The organism is Shouchella tritolerans (assembly GCF_025770735.1).
Taxonomy (GTDB): domain Bacteria; phylum Bacillota; class Bacilli; order Bacillales; family Bacillaceae_D; genus Shouchella; species Shouchella tritolerans.
Genome location: NZ_JAODPB010000002.1, coordinates 398408 through 415615, shown reverse-complemented (window position 1 = coordinate 415615; position 17208 = coordinate 398408). Strand labels below are relative to the sequence as shown.

At 44.9% G+C, this 17208-nt stretch carries 15 protein-coding genes, 5 tRNA genes and 1 other RNA gene; 2 read left to right on the top strand and 19 right to left on the bottom strand.

Annotated elements, in window-relative coordinates:
• Positions 1 to 12: 12 nt before the first annotated feature.
• The 9 genes from N6H06_RS08390 to N6H06_RS08350 all read right to left on the bottom strand — a co-directional run bounded on the left by N6H06_RS08390 (position 13) and on the right by N6H06_RS08350 (position 8616).
• Positions 13 to 1467, bottom strand: a complete 1455-nt coding sequence (locus N6H06_RS08390; protein ID WP_153020519.1) for a spore germination protein — start codon at positions 1465 to 1467, stop codon at positions 13 to 15.
• 153 nt (positions 1468 to 1620) lie between these two features.
• Complete coding sequence (locus tag N6H06_RS08385) at positions 1621 to 3192, bottom strand: rhomboid family protein (RefSeq protein WP_062747236.1); 1572 nt, start codon at positions 3190 to 3192, stop codon at positions 1621 to 1623.
• 85 nt (positions 3193 to 3277) lie between these two features.
• Positions 3278 to 3493: a hypothetical protein gene (locus N6H06_RS08380; protein WP_062747238.1), complete on the bottom strand. Its 216-nt coding sequence runs from the start codon at positions 3491 to 3493 to the stop codon at positions 3278 to 3280.
• A 19-nt stretch (positions 3494 to 3512) separates the two neighbouring features.
• Complete coding sequence (nhaC, locus tag N6H06_RS08375) at positions 3513 to 4898, bottom strand: Na+/H+ antiporter NhaC (RefSeq protein WP_263706350.1); 1386 nt, start codon at positions 4896 to 4898, stop codon at positions 3513 to 3515.
• Positions 4899 to 5212: 314 nt separating this feature from the next.
• Positions 5213 to 6226, bottom strand: coding sequence for a ThiF family adenylyltransferase (locus N6H06_RS08370; RefSeq protein WP_062747240.1), 1014 nt, complete (start codon positions 6224 to 6226; stop codon positions 5213 to 5215).
• A 51-nt stretch (positions 6227 to 6277) separates the two neighbouring features.
• On the bottom strand, positions 6278 to 7078 hold the full coding sequence (locus N6H06_RS08365) for a DUF92 domain-containing protein (RefSeq protein WP_062747242.1): 801 nt from the start codon (positions 7076 to 7078) through the stop codon (positions 6278 to 6280).
• Positions 7075 to 7638: a 5-formyltetrahydrofolate cyclo-ligase gene (locus N6H06_RS08360; protein WP_263706036.1), complete on the bottom strand. Its 564-nt coding sequence runs from the start codon at positions 7636 to 7638 to the stop codon at positions 7075 to 7077. Before N6H06_RS08360 ends, N6H06_RS08365 begins: the two co-directional genes overlap by 4 nt.
• Positions 7639 to 7699: 61 nt before the next feature.
• Positions 7700 to 7849 (bottom strand): 50S ribosomal protein L33, encoded by a 150-nt coding sequence (gene rpmG / locus N6H06_RS08355; RefSeq protein ID WP_003323811.1) that lies wholly within the window; start codon positions 7847 to 7849, stop codon positions 7700 to 7702.
• Positions 7850 to 7923: 74 nt separating this feature from the next.
• Entirely contained in the window at positions 7924 to 8616 is a 693-nt protein-coding gene (locus tag N6H06_RS08350) for a hypothetical protein (RefSeq protein WP_062747246.1), read from the bottom strand.
• A 613-nt stretch (positions 8617 to 9229) separates the two neighbouring features.
• Here N6H06_RS08350 and N6H06_RS08345 point away from each other — a divergent pair.
• Positions 9230 to 9613, top strand: coding sequence for a hypothetical protein (locus tag N6H06_RS08345; protein ID WP_062747248.1), 384 nt, complete (start codon positions 9230 to 9232; stop codon positions 9611 to 9613).
• Positions 9603 to 10079, top strand: a complete 477-nt coding sequence (locus N6H06_RS08340) for a hypothetical protein (RefSeq protein ID WP_062747249.1) — start codon at positions 9603 to 9605, stop codon at positions 10077 to 10079. Before N6H06_RS08345 ends, N6H06_RS08340 begins: the two co-directional genes overlap by 11 nt.
• Positions 10080 to 10259: 180 nt before the next feature.
• Here the strand turns inward: N6H06_RS08340 and N6H06_RS08335 are convergent, their stop codons facing one another.
• The 10 genes from N6H06_RS08335 to N6H06_RS08290 all read right to left on the bottom strand — a co-directional run bounded on the left by N6H06_RS08335 (position 10260) and on the right by N6H06_RS08290 (position 17060).
• Positions 10260 to 12362, bottom strand: a complete 2103-nt coding sequence (locus N6H06_RS08335; protein ID WP_212953390.1) for a peptidoglycan D,D-transpeptidase FtsI family protein — start codon at positions 12360 to 12362, stop codon at positions 10260 to 10262.
• A gap of 90 nt (positions 12363 to 12452) precedes the next feature.
• Positions 12453 to 12634: non-coding RNA, 6S RNA (ssrS, locus tag N6H06_RS08330), on the bottom strand.
• Positions 12635 to 12684: 50 nt separating this feature from the next.
• Positions 12685 to 13977, bottom strand: a complete 1293-nt coding sequence (locus N6H06_RS08325; RefSeq protein WP_062747254.1) for an MFS transporter — start codon at positions 13975 to 13977, stop codon at positions 12685 to 12687.
• A gap of 119 nt (positions 13978 to 14096) precedes the next feature.
• Complete coding sequence (sodA, locus tag N6H06_RS08320) at positions 14097 to 14705, bottom strand: superoxide dismutase SodA (protein ID WP_062747256.1); 609 nt, start codon at positions 14703 to 14705, stop codon at positions 14097 to 14099.
• 166 nt (positions 14706 to 14871) lie between these two features.
• Positions 14872 to 14961 (bottom strand) — tRNA-Ser (locus N6H06_RS08315).
• Positions 14962 to 14965: 4 nt separating this feature from the next.
• Positions 14966 to 15039: transfer RNA gene (locus N6H06_RS08310), tRNA-Ile, on the bottom strand.
• Positions 15040 to 15056: 17 nt separating this feature from the next.
• Positions 15057 to 15132: transfer RNA gene (locus tag N6H06_RS08305), tRNA-His, on the bottom strand.
• Between the two features lie 30 nt (positions 15133 to 15162).
• A tRNA-Met gene (locus N6H06_RS08300) sits at positions 15163 to 15239 on the bottom strand.
• A 2-nt stretch (positions 15240 to 15241) separates the two neighbouring features.
• A tRNA-Asn gene (locus N6H06_RS08295) sits at positions 15242 to 15316 on the bottom strand.
• Between the two features lie 112 nt (positions 15317 to 15428).
• Complete coding sequence (locus N6H06_RS08290; RefSeq protein WP_062747918.1) at positions 15429 to 17060, bottom strand: Na/Pi cotransporter family protein; 1632 nt, start codon at positions 17058 to 17060, stop codon at positions 15429 to 15431.
• Positions 17061 to 17208: the final 148 nt, after the last annotated feature.

Here is a 17208-nt window from a genome sequence, read left to right as displayed (position 1 = left end):
AACACCCACTTGCTAACGGTCCGGATCTTGGGGATGAATAATGACTGGCCTGCGGTTTTTTACAGGCATTGGCACTCGAAAAACAACGTCTCGTAATGCTTTTGCATTAAAAGGAATAAAAGGCCACATATACGGAACATCCATCCCCTTTAAACGGACAAGCATGATTAACCAAATGGTCGAGGCAATCAAAAGCCCTGGCAACTTAAAGGCGGCAGTGGCTACCAACAAAAGTACACGCATAAAGCGGTTGGCAAGGGAAAGTTCATAACTAGGTGTTGCAAACGTACCAACAGCAGCAATCGCTAAGTAGAGAATCACTTCTGGGGAAAAGACACCGACTTGGATGGCAATATCACCAATCAATAAGGCTGCCACAAGTCCAAGCGCTTCTGCGACTGCATTCGGTGTATGAATCGACGCCATCCGCAACATTTCAATCCCTGCTTCTGCGATGACAAATTGCGTAAACAGTGGCAAGCTCCCCTTTTCTTCTGTGCCGATAAACGCCAAACTGTCTGGCAGTAAAAACGCATTTGTCGCGAATAAATACCATAAAGGCAGCAAGAAGATCGACGAGAAAACAGCAGCAAATCTAACTAGCCGCAGCATTGCGCCAATGATTGGTTTTTGACGGTACTCCTCTGCATGTTGAAGCAAGTGCCAAAAAGTAGTCGGTGTAATCATGACACTTGGCGACCCATCGACAAGAATGAGAACATGGCCCTCAAATAAATGGGTGGCACACACGTCTGGCCGTTCTGAATAGCGCACAAGCGGATAAGGATTGCTGCTTTCCTTAAAGATAAATTCTTCAATCGATTTATCTGCCATTGGTACGCCATCGGTGTCAATTGCATCAAGGGCAGCGGTCATTTGCTCGACGTAACGCCTATCAGCAATATCGCCAATGTACATTAAGGCTATATCCGTTTTAGAGCGACGCCCAACTTGCTTGAAAACAACGCGCAGCGTTCGGTCGCGAACTCTTCTGCGGATGAGAGCTGTGTTCATAACGAGCGTTTCAACAAGCCCGTCTCTAGAACCGCGGACAACTTGCTCTGTATCTGGCTCCTCCGGGCTCCGAACAGGATACTCCCTCGTGTCAATCAACAGGCAATAGTCAAGGCCCTCAACGAGCAAAGCTGCAGGGCCGGCCAACACTTGCTCTACGACTTGGTTCAAGTCTCTTTCGGTTTCAACTTCTGCATAAGGAATCCGGCTTTGCAGTAAGGCATCGTATCGTTCTTGCAACTCATCTTCAGTGGTATGAGAAAGTTCCCGTTGGATTTGCGTCAGCGCAATGTCTTTGGCAAAACCATCAACTAAAAAAAGCGCCATCCGTTTGTTTGCATGACGCATTTCCAAGCAAATCAAATCAAAATTGTCTTCAACCGCCAATTCTTTTTTCAAAAAGGCAAGCCCTTCTTCATAAGAGGTCAACTTTTGCTGTTTTTGGCCAGGCATTCTTGTCACCCTTTCAATCGTCGGAGTCCTTTTACATAGCTTGGCATTCCTTTACAAAAATATGTGAATTATCGTCGGTGACGCCAACAACAAAAAAAGCCAGTTCAACTACTCAACTGGCTGCTTGACAGCACACTGACTTCCTCATAAGTGCTAGCGCTGTTGCTGTTCAATTTCTTCCTTCACTTCCCGATAACGATCCATCTCTACATCCGGATGTTCGTCTTGCTCTCCTTGTTCGATCGCCTCTTCGACCGCATCCAGAGCCAGTTCAATCTCCCCTTGCTGCCAATAAATAAGGGCAAGATTAAACCACGCTTGATGAAAGTGGCGATTTTCAGAAGTGACAAACTCCAGCTTCTCCTGTGCTGCCTCATCTTCGCCGTCTTGCATATCCAAGTAGGCTTGCAAAAACAGCAGTTCTACATGCTCACTGTCTTGCTCAAGCCCTTCTGCCACAAGGGGCCGTGCCTCCTCCCAATTACCTTGCTGAAACAGGCGATTTGCTTCTAGAGCAGCCATATCCGGATTAACTGTCCCTGCGGCCGACTGATAGCCAAAAAACAGCAAACTAGCTGCCAGTACGATATAACCTACCAATGCAGATAAAGACCATAGCCCATTTGTTTTTCTCGTTTCTTTTGGCATACGGACAGCTGCAGCTGCCAAAAAACCACCGACTAAGCCACCGCCATGGGCGGCAATATCAATTCCAGGAACGATAAAACCAAGGAAAAAGTTAATGATCAAAAGCACGATCACACTGCGACCCAGTGTGCGAAAAAACAAAGAAGGCTGTTTAATACCGAAATAGAGCAAAGCGCCAAAACAACCAAATAAAGCACCTGACGCTCCTGCTGACAAAGAGTCTGTGAAGGTGAAACTAACGGCAGACCCAAATACGCCAGCCATGAAATAAATGATTAAAAACCGTATAGAGCCAAAAAGTTGTTCCACTGCACTGCCTAAAAAGTAAAGAGCCATACCGTTCATAAACAAATGGAAAAAGCCAATGTGCAAAAACATCGCTGAAACTAGACGCCACCACTCCCCCTCGACAATGAGTGGATTGTATTTTGCGCCAAAGTCAATTAACGTTTCAATGTTGGTGCTTCCTCCGTTTGCTTCCAGGACGCTGTACATGATCAATATTGAAATTAACAGGGCGTAAATTACGCGAGGCTTTCCAAAAAACAACGTTTGCCGTTCTTTTGTCTGGCGGCCTACACTCGTACGCTTTACGTTCTCGTGAATCCGCAAAATCTCCTGTTCCATCGCCTCGTAAGAACCCAAAGGCTCGAAATGCGGCAACGCGTCATTCCCCAATGTTTGTTCAGTGATCTCATTGTATGTATCCGCATCTGTATGGAGGGCAATATTACGGATTTTTCCTTTTCGGTTGCCAATCGTAAAAGGCTCCATCGTTTCTTCCCATGAATCAACAGGAGGCAAGCTCATCACATAGACGTTTTCTCCTTGAAGTTCCCAAACGCCAAGCTGTTTATAAATCGTGTTAAATTGCTGCTTGGCATGGTCGATATCGCGTTTTAAGCGATTCGCCCAATCCACTTCAGAGAGCACAATGCGAATAACACGCCGCGGTTTCACAGTATCGTCTTCTAGCCATACTTGTGTATTGTAGAGTGCAAGCACGCGGAACTGTTTCTGAAGTGCATAGTGCTCAACGATTTTCCAGAAAAAATAGCGGTGTACAACCGTATCCAAGCCTAATTCCTCCTTATTTCTGCCAGTTCTTTTATTATAACAAGTTTGCCTAAAAAGAAACGAAAGAAAAGTCCTGACAACGAAGTCAGAACTTTTCTTTGTATAATTCCATCGGCTCAGCTGGTCGATTAAAGAGTGTGGGCATAAAACGGTTGCGAACAAATGGCATTCGTAACACTGCCCCAACGGCCAGCCGCCTGAGTAGTGGTTGGCGCAAAAATGCATTTAACAGCCGATATCTGTATTTACAAATAGCAAGAATGGCAATAAACGTTGAAACAGCGACTAACACCTGACGCATAACGTCACCTCCACTCTTACTATACCGACTTTTGCTTGTTTTTATCCAAAGGAGCTATGCCGATTCCTAAATAGCCAAAGGCAATCGTAAGCAGTGGAGATAAAAGGAGGAAAAAAGCAAATGGGGCGTATTCAAGCACAGGTACACCAAGTGTTTGCGCAAAAAAAGCGCCGCTCACCCCCCATGGAATAAGGGGATTGACAAGTGTACCCGCGTCTTCAAGCGTCCGCGACAAATTTTTCGGAGCAAGCTTTGCCTGTTCATAATATGGTTTAAAAAAACTGCCTGGCAGCAAGATCGATAAATATTGTTCCCCCGTTACGGCATTAGTGCCAATCGAGGCTAACGCTGTTGAAGCAATTAAATGCCCCCTTTTCGCCAATAGCTTTTTCATGTTTGCAAACAACGCTTCAATAAAACCGATGTGTTGAATCAGGCCGCCTAAAGCAAGCGCCAATAACACTAATGATACGGACCACATCATCGATTGGATTCCGCCAGCATTGAGAATGCCATCAAGTAGTTCATTGCCAGTCGTTCCCTCGAAACCCGATTGCAATACGGTTAACATATAAGCCAGTGACGACTCTTGCTGAACCATGACAGTCAGCAGCAGGCCTGAGACAATCCCGGCGACTAAAACAGGCAGCACTGGCAAGCGCAGTATCGCCAACAGAACAACGAGCAAAGGCGATAGCAACGTGAGCCAGCTAATCGTAAACGACGCATTTAATGCTTCCATTAGTCCGGCAAGATCAGACGGCTGCCCGCTTTGTTGACTACCCATTATAAAAAACAGCAAATACGTGATCAAAAGCGCTGGTACCGTCGTCCACATTAAGTGCTTCATATGGGCAAAAAGCTGTTCGCCAGCCACTGCAGGTGCAAAGTTCGTTGTATCGGATAGAGGCGACATTTTATCGCCAAAACAAGCCCCACAAACAACTGCTCCAGCAGCGAGTGGGGCCGGCACGCCTAAAGCAATGCCGACGCCCATTATAGCAACGCCAACTGAGCCAACAGTCGTAAATGCGCTCCCTGTAAAAGTGGAAACGAGAATGCAGACAGTTAAAGCGCTAATGGCAAACCATTCAGGTGTCAGCAACTGTACTCCAAAATACAACAACGTTGGCACTGTGCCGCTCATCATCCATACGGCTATGACGGCTCCGATAAGCATTAAGATCAATAACGGGGCAATTCCTCCATGTATGCCTTTGATGAGCGCCCCTTCTAATGATTTATAGGAGAAGCCCAATAGGCGCCCCCAAATGGTTGTAACGATGAGCGCTAACAAAATCGGGAGATGGGGATCAATTTTAAGGAAGAACATACAGCCGCCTAATATAGCGATAAAAAACAGCAAAAAGATTAAAGCCATTGATAAGCTAGGTTTCTTTTCCATAATAAACACCGAAGTCCTTTTCTTCATTCTATGACACTTTACCGCGTCGGTGCGAATTAGCAGCAACTTCTGCTAGCTTAAATGCCTTCCTTTTTTTCGTCAAGCCCCAACAACCATTTTACGAATATACAAAGTATATGGAGTAGCTACCTCTAATGTTTTTAGAGCCGGGAAGACTCGTATTGATGGAGAACAGCCTGCCAATTTAAAATGCTCCAGCCACTGTCTTTGGATGGGCTGAGTGTCTTGAACTTAAATGGTACGAAACGCACGCCCTTCGGTTTTAGCTGCCTGTTCTTTATCTTACCGACTTTTTAGTCGCCTATATATTTGCTAAAAAGCGTTCTTGCACGGCTAATGTCTTCCGTTCCTTGTACCAGGACTCTCCCATCAGGAAACAGGACCAATTGTTCACCCTCTGAGAGAGAGACACGGAGAAGAAAAGGCGTTTCTTTCACAGTGGCGATTGGTTGAAGCTTCGCTGCCCACTCTTTTAACTGAAACCGCGAGCCAGTCGCAATTTGTACAGTATCTCTACCGCATAATGTTGTTTCCGATTCTTGCTCGACTTGTAATGCCGGATACTCATGCAATTGGCAAGTCGGGCAGTTTGGTTTCGGCGCTTGAAACTGCAGCTTGTGGTCATAATTGCCCCACAGATCAAATGTCTGTACAGAACGCCGTAATTTATCTGTTGCTCCGACTAAGTATTTAAGTGCCTCGACTACCTGGTAGGAGGCAACAATATCAACGACAGGGGAAATGACGCCGACTGTGTCACACGTCTCCCCCTGGGATGCACCGCTTGCGATAAAACAGCGCAAACATGGCGTTTTTTCAGGAACTAGGAAAGCACTCATGCCTCTAGCGCTTACAGCCCCGCCATATCCAAAAGGAATGCCTTTTTTAAAACAGGCATCATTAAGTAAAAAGCGTGTTTTAAAATTATCCGTCCCATCTAAGACGAGATCCATTCCCTCCATTAGCATGTCCACATTTTGTACGGTTACATCTTCTACAAATGCTTCAATGTGTACCGACCCATTAACTTTTTCTAACATTTGTTTTGCAGCGACCGCCTTTGGTAGTGCTTGTTCCACATCGCTTTCAGTAAACAGCATTTGCCTTTGCAAATTGCTCATTTCTACGTAGTCACGATCGACAATGCGAATATGACCAACGCCAGAACGAACCATGTGGTTAGCAAGGACCGTTCCTAAGGCGCCAACGCCTACAATTAACACACGGCTGTTTAATAGCCGTTGTTGCCCTTCCTCACTAATTCCGGAAAACAAAAGCTGTCTTGAATAACGTTCTAAATCAGCCATGAGCGTTTCCTCCTTGTTCACCAATTATTAAAAATAACAGCAACCGCCCCGTTATGGCCCGATCAATACGACTGCTAAAACGCCAAGCGCCGCCCCCGTAAACGTACAAATAAAATTGATGGTGTCGTTCGTTGCCAAAGGGTACCCTTTTATCTTTTCCGTTTTCTCTCCACAATGGTTTAGTCTTTCTGTCTCTAACCCGCAAACAGGGCAACGGTACAACACTTGAATGGCAGCGCCAAAAAGAGAATCCGCTAAATTAGCGAGAAAACCGATTGCTGAATAGACAAGTAACCAAATATGACTCACTGGCGTATAAGTCCACCATAATAAAACCGCCGTTGCCGCGACAAGAAAACTGCCTGCAAAAGCGGCTGCCATGCCAAGCGCCGATACAGCCCCTGATACGCCAGGAGAAACGCGCTTCAAAGTCAACACATGGACCGGTTTCTCTCTGCTATATTTTCCAAGCTCTGATGCCCAGGTATCGGCAGTGGCGCCAGCCAAACTGCCAATAAATCCAGCAAAAGCAAAGGCAGCGTAGCTAGGAAACAACCAAGCCAACAGCGAGCAAAGCCCAGCAATACCGCCATTTGCCAATACTTGCCATGCATCACGGGCTCCGTGTTTGGCAACCACATCGACATCCACTTTTGAAGAGTCTAGACGCCCCCATACAATCGAGCTGCCAAAGAAAACGGCAATCACAACCAACCCTCCTACACCGACGCCCGCTATTGTCAGCCATCCAACAACGCACGCGGCCCACATGCCAGAAGCAGTCAGCTTGTCCAGCTTGTATAAAAGAAGTGCCGCTATCGCAATACCAATATAAGCCAAAAGAGAGATCATGAAGCATCGATCCTGTCATCAGAGATGATCTGGTCAATCAGAAAATCATGGGGCTCAGTTGGTAAATCAGAAAACAGTTGTTCATGGAAACATAACGCAACTGTTAAACCTGTACAGTTTGGCAAAAAACGATCATAAAAACCACCGCCTAAACCAAGTCGTTTTCCTGTCTTTGTAAACGCCACACCTGGGACAACAATGAGGTCCAGCTCGTCAGGACGAGCGAGACACGACTTCTCAGGTTCTGGCTCAAACAGGCCATACTTATTTTTTACCAATTCTGCCGTAGAGGTTATGTAAAAGAACGACATTGTCCGCTCTTTCATGTTAATACGCGGCAAGGCAACTTTTTTATTCTCAGCTAATGCGGCAGCAATCAATGGCGCTGTCTCTACTTCTGGAAAGCGGGAGACCGTTAGCGCAATGGTTTTTGCCTGTTTCCAACCATCTTGTTGCATGAACAGATTAGCAAGCTTGGTTGAACGTTGCTTATACACATGCGCTGGCAACATGTTCAAATGTTTAGAGACGTCATTTCGAATGTTCTGTTTACTACGCATATCGGCATCACTCCAAGTATCATGGTCACGGCAAAAAAATAAGCAGCGGATGACCGGCTGCTTACTTTGTTTCGCGATGAAGTGTGTGGCGTTTTAAACGCGGGCTATATTTCTTAAGTTCAATACGCTCTGGATTTGTGCGCTTGTTTTTTGTAGTGATATAATTGCGATCACCCGTCTCCGTACAAGCAAGTGTAACTTGAACACGCATCTGTTATCCCTCCAAACTCGTCCTACATACTCAGCTATGATAGCAAATTCCATCATAATTTGCAAGCTTCGATTTCATTGCTCACAAGCGGCCTGCAGCCTTTTATGGGATTGTTTTAACGCTTCCAAACTTTGGGAAGAAAGCATCCAAGCATGGCCTTTTACGACCGCTTGAGAAGAGAGGAGGCAACTCGCGGCCAACACGCTTTCTAAGCTCGTAGCTGAAAATGGCGAAAAAAATAATTTTCCTTCTTGTGAATTCCAATTTTTCTTTAAGCTTCCGGCTCCTGGCTGAATAAAAGCCGCGTCACGCATCGTCAAGGAAAACAGCGAAAATTGATTGTCTGCGTGATGGATGAGCGCTTTATCTTGAGGGGAATAAAAAGCAATTCCTTGTGACTGCACTAAAGGCAAATGATGAAACAACAACTTCACCTGTTTTGTGTCAGTGCCCTGATTTTGGATTCTTACTTCTCTCAAGCAGCCAAGGCGATCTGGGGATTCACGATCAATGATCGTCACAAGTACATTCCATACTTTATGAAATGCTTGGCTCATAATCGACAATGCCGTTTTTGAAAACGCAGCTTGAACACTCCAATCGCCATCCCCCACCCACGAGGTCTTCCCTTCCTGCCAAAGCCCAATACGCGAGAGTGCCTGTTGGCCTTCACATAGCTTCAACCTAGCATGAATGTCTACATAAAAAGATGCTTTTGTAGCGGAGTCCGTATTTAATTCTCGCGAAAAGTCTGGCAAAACGTACATCTAATCTCTCCTTTTATTCAGCTCATTTTTTGTGAACATGCATGAATGGTAAATTCCAGTTCAAAAACTACTTAAACAGAAACAACATTTCAAATTTGCAAAAATCAATTTCGATGAACGTCCATAAAACTTGTTTGTTGCAAGCTCTCCATTGCATAGGTCCTTGGATAATAGGCTATTTCCGATTGTTATTTGCCCATATTTTTTCCCGATCGCGCTTCAGCCTCTAGCCTGCTGCTGCTTTCGTCTTATATCCAGCCTTTTGGCTTATGTAAAGCTTGCACCCCACACGCTTTAAAAAGGGGGAAAATCCCCGACGGCACTAGCAGTAATCGTTTCGCCTAATAAAAACTCTACTAACAGCATACCCCTTCTTTTAGCATCCTACAAGAAGTGCAAATTGTATAATTTTGTAGAACCAATTCCCTAGATGCCCCAAGTATTTCCCCTTCCCTTTAGCCTGTTGTCATAGCCATTACCTGGAATCATGTCTGGTTTTGTCAAAAATCACCGCATTGTGCCATAAATTTAAGATTTTGAAATGAAAAATCAGCGATTTCATGTATAATAATAGGATGTAACACAGTTGATAAAGTAGGAGGGTACGTTTTCAATGGAATGGACATTGGCCATTTTACTCGTAGTTGCGATTGTCTTGCTTGTGCTTTCGTTTTTTAAAACCGAAAAAACATCGAAAGTGGACGAGCAAATCGAGCAGCTTTCCATTTCCTTTATGCAAGAGCTGCATCAGCTAAAGAACCAAATTCGCGATATGGAACTCGATGCTGAAATCGCTGCACATGAGCCAGGAGCACAAGCGCGATCATCATCGCATCAAAAATTGCTTAGAGAAATTCTTGACCTGCATAAACGCGGCTATTCAGTTGAAGGCATTGCAATCGAAACAGAGCTCGAAATCCATGAAGTAGAGCGCCTGTTGGCCCCATACGTTTACAATGGCACAAAAGAAAGAAAGAAGGCTGCCAATGAGTCCTAAATCATTACGCAGTTTTGCTTGTGGCTTGCTTGTAGCTGCTGTGGCTCTTGGCGCAGTATACTTTATCCAGGGAGATGGGGCCTCTTCCGCTGCTGCACCAGAACTCAGTGAAGATGAGATGAAGCAATCACTCGCAGAGGCAGGCTATGTCGTCGAACAACAAGACACATGGAATCAGATGGAAAGCGATTTACAAGAAGCACAAGCTGCCGTAGAAGAAGCAACTCAAAACGGAGATGGGGATGGCGAAGAGCGAATCGTTTACAGAACCATTCTTCATGTTCAATCGGGAATGACAAGCATTGACGTCGGCCAAATGCTTGAAGAGGCAGGCATTGTAGACAACGCCCATGACTTTTTTGATGCCGTAGACGAACGTGGCTTATCAGGTGAGCTAAAACCGCAAGTCACCGGGGAATTAACGAGTGAAATGAGCATGGACGAAATCTTAGATGAATTGTTCTAAATACAGCATTCGACGCATACTACATTCATTCCTTTTTATTTAGCAAATTTCTTATACAACCTCTTCTAGTCTGATCGAAAACACTTATCAAACGTGAAGGGAAACCAATAGGTTTTGTTTTTCTTGTATATGAAAACGTAAAAAAGCCAGCGAGCTCTATCTGCTCGCTGGCTTTAGCATTTATTCATTTTCAAATAAATCAACTTCGTCCATGACTGAATCGACTGATTTAGGGCCATCTCGGTTCTCCTGTAAATCAAAGTAGTCATTGACTAAGTCTTGGGCAATGTCTTGGGCAATTTTATACGATGTCCCCCTTGGAATTTGCACTTTCGGAGCGATGACAGCAAAGGCAATTTCTGGATCATCATAAGGAGCATAGCCAATAAAGCTTTGGTTGTTTCCGTTTAAAACTTGGCGGTTATCGCCTTCGCCAATCGCCACGGAAATCTCTGCTGTTCCAGTTTTGGCAGCAATCGGCACATCCGTTTTTATCGTTCTCCCTGTGCCACGGCTACCTGTAACAACACGGCGGAAGCCGTTTTGCACCACGTCAAGTTTGTCTTTAGACATGTCAATTTCATTAAGCACTTCAGGGGCAAATTCTTTCACAACGGTCGCTTCTTCTCCGTTAATAGAAGGCTCCAATATTTCTTTGACAAGACGAGGGCGCATACGCACGCCATCATTCGCAATCGTGCTCGCATATTGGCCAACCTGCAACGTCGTATAAGTGTCAAATTGGCCGATCATAAAGTCAAGCGAAGCCCCCGGCTCTTGTGGAACACCGGTAATGCCTGTTACTTCATGAGGAAGGTCAATTCCCGTTTGAGTCCCTAAGCCAAATTGGCTGAAATAATAACGTGAACGCTCTAACACATCATTGGCGACGGACAAGCCAAACAAGCTACGTTGGCTTTGGGGAATGTTGCTGTTGTACGTATAGTTACCCATTCGCATCGCTATTTCAAACATATAGACGTTCGATGACCGTTCCAGCGCAGTACCCATATTAACAGGCCCCATAGTGGACACCGATTTTTTCTCAGGTGTGCCATTAAAATGCAACGGTCGGTCATTGACAACCGTATCGGGAGAGACAACTCCCTCTTGCATGCCGGTTAACACGGATGCCCCTTTGACGACAGAGCCAAACTCAAACGCATTGTTCACAGCTCCTGTTGGGTGCAAATAGCTTTCATCTTCTCCGGCAGGGTCGACAAAACCGCTAATCGCTAATATTTCGCCTGTTTTTGGATTCATCACAATCGCGTAGGCGCTGCCTTCTTGCTGCTGCAAGTAGTAGCCGCGGTTTTTCATGACATGTTTTTCTACCGCTTCATCAAGCAGTTGTTGGTATTCCATATCAATGCTTAATACTAAGTCATTGCCACGGCTGCCAAGTGTTTCTTCGACGACGCTTTCCGCTTCATCGCCGCCAGTCCGTGTCGATGTCCGCGAAATTTCCGCTTTTGTGCCACGGAGCACATTTTCATATTGAAGCTCCAAGTAGCTGTTACCAACAAGATCAGAGCGGGCATAGCCGTTTGCCAAATAATCATCGACTTTTTCCGATTGGATTGACCCGACGCTGCCATACAATTGCCGCAACGTGTCCCCATATACGTACTCCCTCGTCGCATCCCGCTGCAAGTCGATGTTAGGCAGCTTATCCAAGTGCTCACTTAACACGTGGGCTTCCTCTTCCGTAATCGATTGTTTGATTCGTTGCGGCGTGCCGCTAGTACCTCGGAGCATATGCGTAAAAATCGCAATGACTTGTTCTTCCTCTTCCGAATAGCCATCGACCATCTCTTCAGTAATTTCGTCTATGATCACTTTGTACTCGTCTTTATCTTCGACTTCTTTTCCTTCGATTAACGCTTTCCGTTCTTTTTCGCTATGAGTGACATACCAATATTCTTGTTTGTCACGAAAACGGAGATTTTCCGTGTCGACTTCGATGTAATCAGACAGCTTTTTCGCCAGTTCGAGAATCTCTTCCGCTTTTTGGTTTCCTGGATTGGTGTAAGTGACAGACAACTCCATGGAGTTGTCGACAACCACATTGCCGTAGCTATCATACATCAGTCCACGGGGCGCGTCGATACGGGCCGTTTGGTTCGATACATGTGTTAACTCTTCTTCGTAAGATTCACCTTGGACAATTTGCACCATGCCGAGACGCAAAATCAATGCAGAAAACAACAAAAACACGCCAAGAAACAAAATATTTAGCCTGGCAGATACTTGGCTGCGCGCTTTGTTTTTTTTCTCAGCCATTATTTCCCCTCCATCATCATTTATGTATCGCCTAACAGCTTATAAATTCTCAACATAAAAAGACACCCGGCAAGCGGATGTCTATTCTTCTCTTTACCCGCGGGTGCCGTTAGCAGTAAATGTTTCATGAACCTACTCTCGCAGGTGGGTGTTCGCAGTTCACGTTCCGAAGTCCGAACCAGTCGGCATGACGTAGAGTCAATCATATAGAACTCCCTTTTTTACATTCAAGGTTCGAAACATAAAAAAGCACACGAACATAGCAGGCAATTCTTGTCTATTATAATATGGACGACACAATCTGTCAAAGGCCGAGAAAAAGTTACACTGAGCCTCCAGCGCTATTTTCCCCGTCTGGGTCCCCTGCATACTGAACATGGCTAGGTTTAGGATCTTGCGGGCTTAACTGAATGTTACGCACAAAAAAATAGATCCATAAATGCCCTGAACCGACAAGAAGCAATACTGCTGGAATCGCTTGTTTCTCTGGAAACAAGCTAATTGCAGCAATAAATAAAAGAATGGATAACATCCTCCCTGTATTTAACACACATTCACGGACGATGATATACTCAACCCGCAACTCCGCTGCATTGTATGAACGGCCAATCACATCGTAAGTAAGCGAAATGTAAGGGATCAACAGCAATGGATAAGCGATGGAAATAAACACGCCATACGTGATGAGTTTAGCAAAACTTAAGTTGAACAGAAGGATGAAGATCGCTCCATATAAAATGCAACCGCCCGCTAATATGGCTCGCTTTCGGAAAGCACGCTTTAATAGCCGAGCTGCTAAATAATAAACCACCAACTGCACGCTGGAAGTGACCAGCCCATATGTGCCAAGAGCAAGCTCGTTGCCAGTGGTCACATATACCCATACGACGATGACAAACGCAAACGTCCCTTCTCGGAGACCTTGGAACAAATGGGCACAAAGAATCCTCGCCCAATCTTTGTTTCGGCGTCGTTCTTTCAATACTTCCCCTAATTGCAGCTTCCCTTTTGCATGCCGTTTGGAAAGCCACATTGTTAAAACCACACCGATAAGAAATAACGTTAGTGAACAAGCAAAAATGAGGAAATAGCCGCGATAACCAGTCATTTTCGTAATGATAAACCCAGCCAGCAGTGGGCCTGTCATCCCAGCAAAAGACGTTAGCAGTCCTAAAAAGCCGTTAAAAAAGTCGCGTGTATCCGGCTCTGTTACTTCAAAAGTCAGCACATTAAAAGCAAGCCAATAACACCCAGCGCCTGCACCAAGCAACGCACCAAGTAAAAGCAAATAATCCGCAGCGTGTGATCCGGCTAAAAGCACCGTAATGTAGAAAAGCGACATAATGCTAACGCCAAGACGCAGAATAAACACACGGTCAATTCTCTTCGTTAACTTCCCCGCAAGGATAAAGGCGAGTGGCTGCAACATGACAGACATTAAATTGTATAAAGCGAGGTCCATAAATTTCCCAGACTGCTTCCACAAGAATATATTTACAAATGTATTGGAAAGCGCCACACTCAGTGCATAAAGGCCGCCAATGACAAGGAGCAATTTCAAATCTTTTGATGCTTCTACATGGCCGAACACTTTATCTGCCAATTTCCTTTGCATGACCTCACCACCTTAGTGGGTAGTGTGATCTGTTTTATTTCCTGCTATGCACATTTTTTAAGTCTTTGCACAACGAAAAAGCCGCAAAGCGAAATGCTTTACGGCTCGTCGGAGTGTCATTATTTTGCTGCGTCGTAACGTTTGCTAACCTCGTCCCAATTGACTACGTTCCAGAAAGCTGCAATGTAGTCAGGGCGACGGTTTTGATAGTTCAAGTAGTAAGCGTGTTCCCATACGTCGAGTCCAAGGATAGGCGTTTTGCCTTCAGACAATGGCGTATCTTGGTTAGGCGTGCTTGTAATTTCTAAATTGCCGTTGTTAACAACTAGCCAAGCCCATCCTGAACCAAAGCGTCCTTTTGCTGCGTCTGCAAATTTGTTTTTGAATTCTTCAAAGCTGCCGAAAGTTGATTTAATGTCTTCTGCAAGAGCGCCAGTCGGCTCACCGCCGCCATTTGGACTTAAAATTTGCCAGAAAAATGTGTGGTTTGCATGGCCTCCGCCATTGTTGCGGACAGCTGTGCGAATGTTTTCTGGAACCGCATCCAAGTTCGCAACCAAGTCTTCAATGCTCTTCTCGGCAAGCTCCGCATGCCCTTCCAATGCAGCATTTAAGTTTGTTACATACGTATTGTGGTGTTTTCCGTGGTGAATGTTCATTGTCGCCTCATCAATATGCGGTTCAAGTGCATTTGCCGCATAAGGCAATTCTGGTAGTTTGTAAGCCATGTTTAATTCCTCCTTAGTTTCAATAGTCTTCGATTCTCAATTAGATTACCATTAAAGACAGCGCGCCGCAAAGAAAATGCTCGCGCTTTCTCATTTATTTTTTATTCCCTTTTCCCTTGTTATTAAACATAAAAAAAACGCCTTTTTATTTAGGCGTTTTTTTTAACGGAGGAAGAGGGATTCGAACCCCCGCGCGGTGTGACCCGCCTGTCGGTTTTCAAGACCGATCCCTTCAGCCAGACTTGGGTATTCCTCCAAAGTGGACCCTGTAGGACTCGAACCTACGACCAATCGGTTATGAGCCGACTGCTCTAACCAACTGAGCTAAGGGTCCGCAAGTATGTTTTAATATGGGGCGGCTGATGGGAATCGAACCCACGAATGCCGGAACCACAATCCGGTGCGTTAACCACTTCGCCACAACCGCCATAAAAGCTTGATTCATTATGTATAGATATGGTAGCGGCGGAGGGGATCGAACCCCCGACCTCACGGGTATGAACCGTACGCTCTAGCCAGCTGAGCTACACCGCCAATGGCTCCACAGGCAGGATTCGAACCTGCGACCGATCGGTTAACAGCCGATAGCTCTACCACTGAGCTACTGTGGATCGTCCTCAACATTCTTCATTCGGACAAAAATTATATTACCACGTTTTTCTCTTTAACGCAACGATTATTTAAGAAAAAACGGCCGGCTTTTACTTCCGGCCGTTCAATAGGCTAATCGCCAATTACCGATTGGGCAATGTTGACCGAATGGTCGCCAATTCGTTCTAGATTGCTGATAATGTCGACAAAAATAATTCCCGCCGAACCAGAACATTTGCCCTCATTTATCCGTTTAATGTGTTGTTTTCTTAGTTTTCTTTCCATATTATCAATTAAATCTTCATGTTTTAAAACATCATGTGCTTTATCAAGGTCATCCCGTTCAAGGGAATCCATTGCTTCTTCTAATGTGGAATACGTTAAATTGAACATTTCGTTTAAGTCATTTAAGGCAATATCGCTCATTTTAACTTTATTCGCTTTTTGATAATCTTTCAGCTCAACAATGTTTTCCATATGATCGCCAATCCGTTCGATATCCCTAACGACATTTAGGAGCGTTGAATGGAGATTCGAATCAGCCGGTGACAAGGAACGTGCCGACACTTTGATCAAATAGTCGGTGATCTCCCGGTCTAAATTGTTAATCGCTTGTTCATATTGAAGGGCCAACTCTGCGTCCTTCTTTTCGCCTGTTTCCATATAGCGAATCGCTTGCTCTAACCCCTTTTTTGAGTAATCGGCCATATGGATAATTTCTTGTTTGGCTTGTCCTAAAGCAATCGCTGGCGAGTTTCCGATAAAGATCGGGTCTAAGTGTTTCGGTTTATAATCTAAAGCCAGTTCGTCTCCAGGTACGAGCTTTGTGACAATATAGGCTAGCACAGCGATAAACGGAAATTGAATGATCACATTAGCAGCGTTATAGACACCATGAGCAGCAGCAACTTGCATGGAAGGGCCTAAATTAAAATGTTCGCCTAAAAAAGCAACAAAATTTACAAAGATAGGAAATGAGATCATCACTAGCACCGCGCCAATAGTATTAAATACGACGTGGGTAAGCGCTGCTCTCCGTGCCCCCACTGTGGCGCCAATCGCGACTAAAACAGCCGTAAGAGTGGTACCGATGTTATCGCCAATTAATACTGGGAGCGCCGCTTGCAATTCCATTGCTCCTTGCTCATACAGTTGCTGGACCAACCCAATCGCCGCTGAAGAACTCTGCAAAGCAACAGCCAAAATAATGCCCACAACGATTCCTAAAAACGGGTTTTCTCCCATTCTGACAGTAAAATCAACAAATGGCTCCCAATTGCTGAGTGGCCGCAAGCTACTTCCCATTAGGTTAAGACCATAAAAGAGCCCACCAAACCCAAACACGACTTGGCCAATATGGTTGACTTTTTTCTTTTTAAAAAAGAAAATTAAAAATGCTCCTACTGCCATAATTGGCAAGCTGTATTCTTTCAAATTAAGTCCAATAATAAATGCCGTTGTTGTCGTCCCAATATTTGCTCCCATTATGACAGCAATCGCCTGTCTTAGCCTCATAAAGCCTGCATTAACAAGACCGATCGTCAACACTGTTGTCGCCGTGCTACTTTGTAGCAAAACCGTTACGACAATCCCGGAAATAAGACCCATAAAAGGATTCGTTGTGTATCTGTCTAGCAAATCCCGTAATCGGTCCCCTGCTGTCTTTTGGAGGCCGTCTCCCATATATTTGACGGAAAATAGAAAGATCCCTATTCCTCCAAGAAACGTAAACAGCAACGTTTGAAACTCTCCCACGCATCTCATCCCTTCATCCAACTCATTTTTGGGCGTCTTTTCGACAAACCTCAACATCATGGTCCGTGTCTATTATTAAACAATTATTGAGTGTTTGTAAATGCTCTTTTCCGTTTCTTAATGTTTTCTTTACAAAACAAAAAAAATGAGTGGCTGC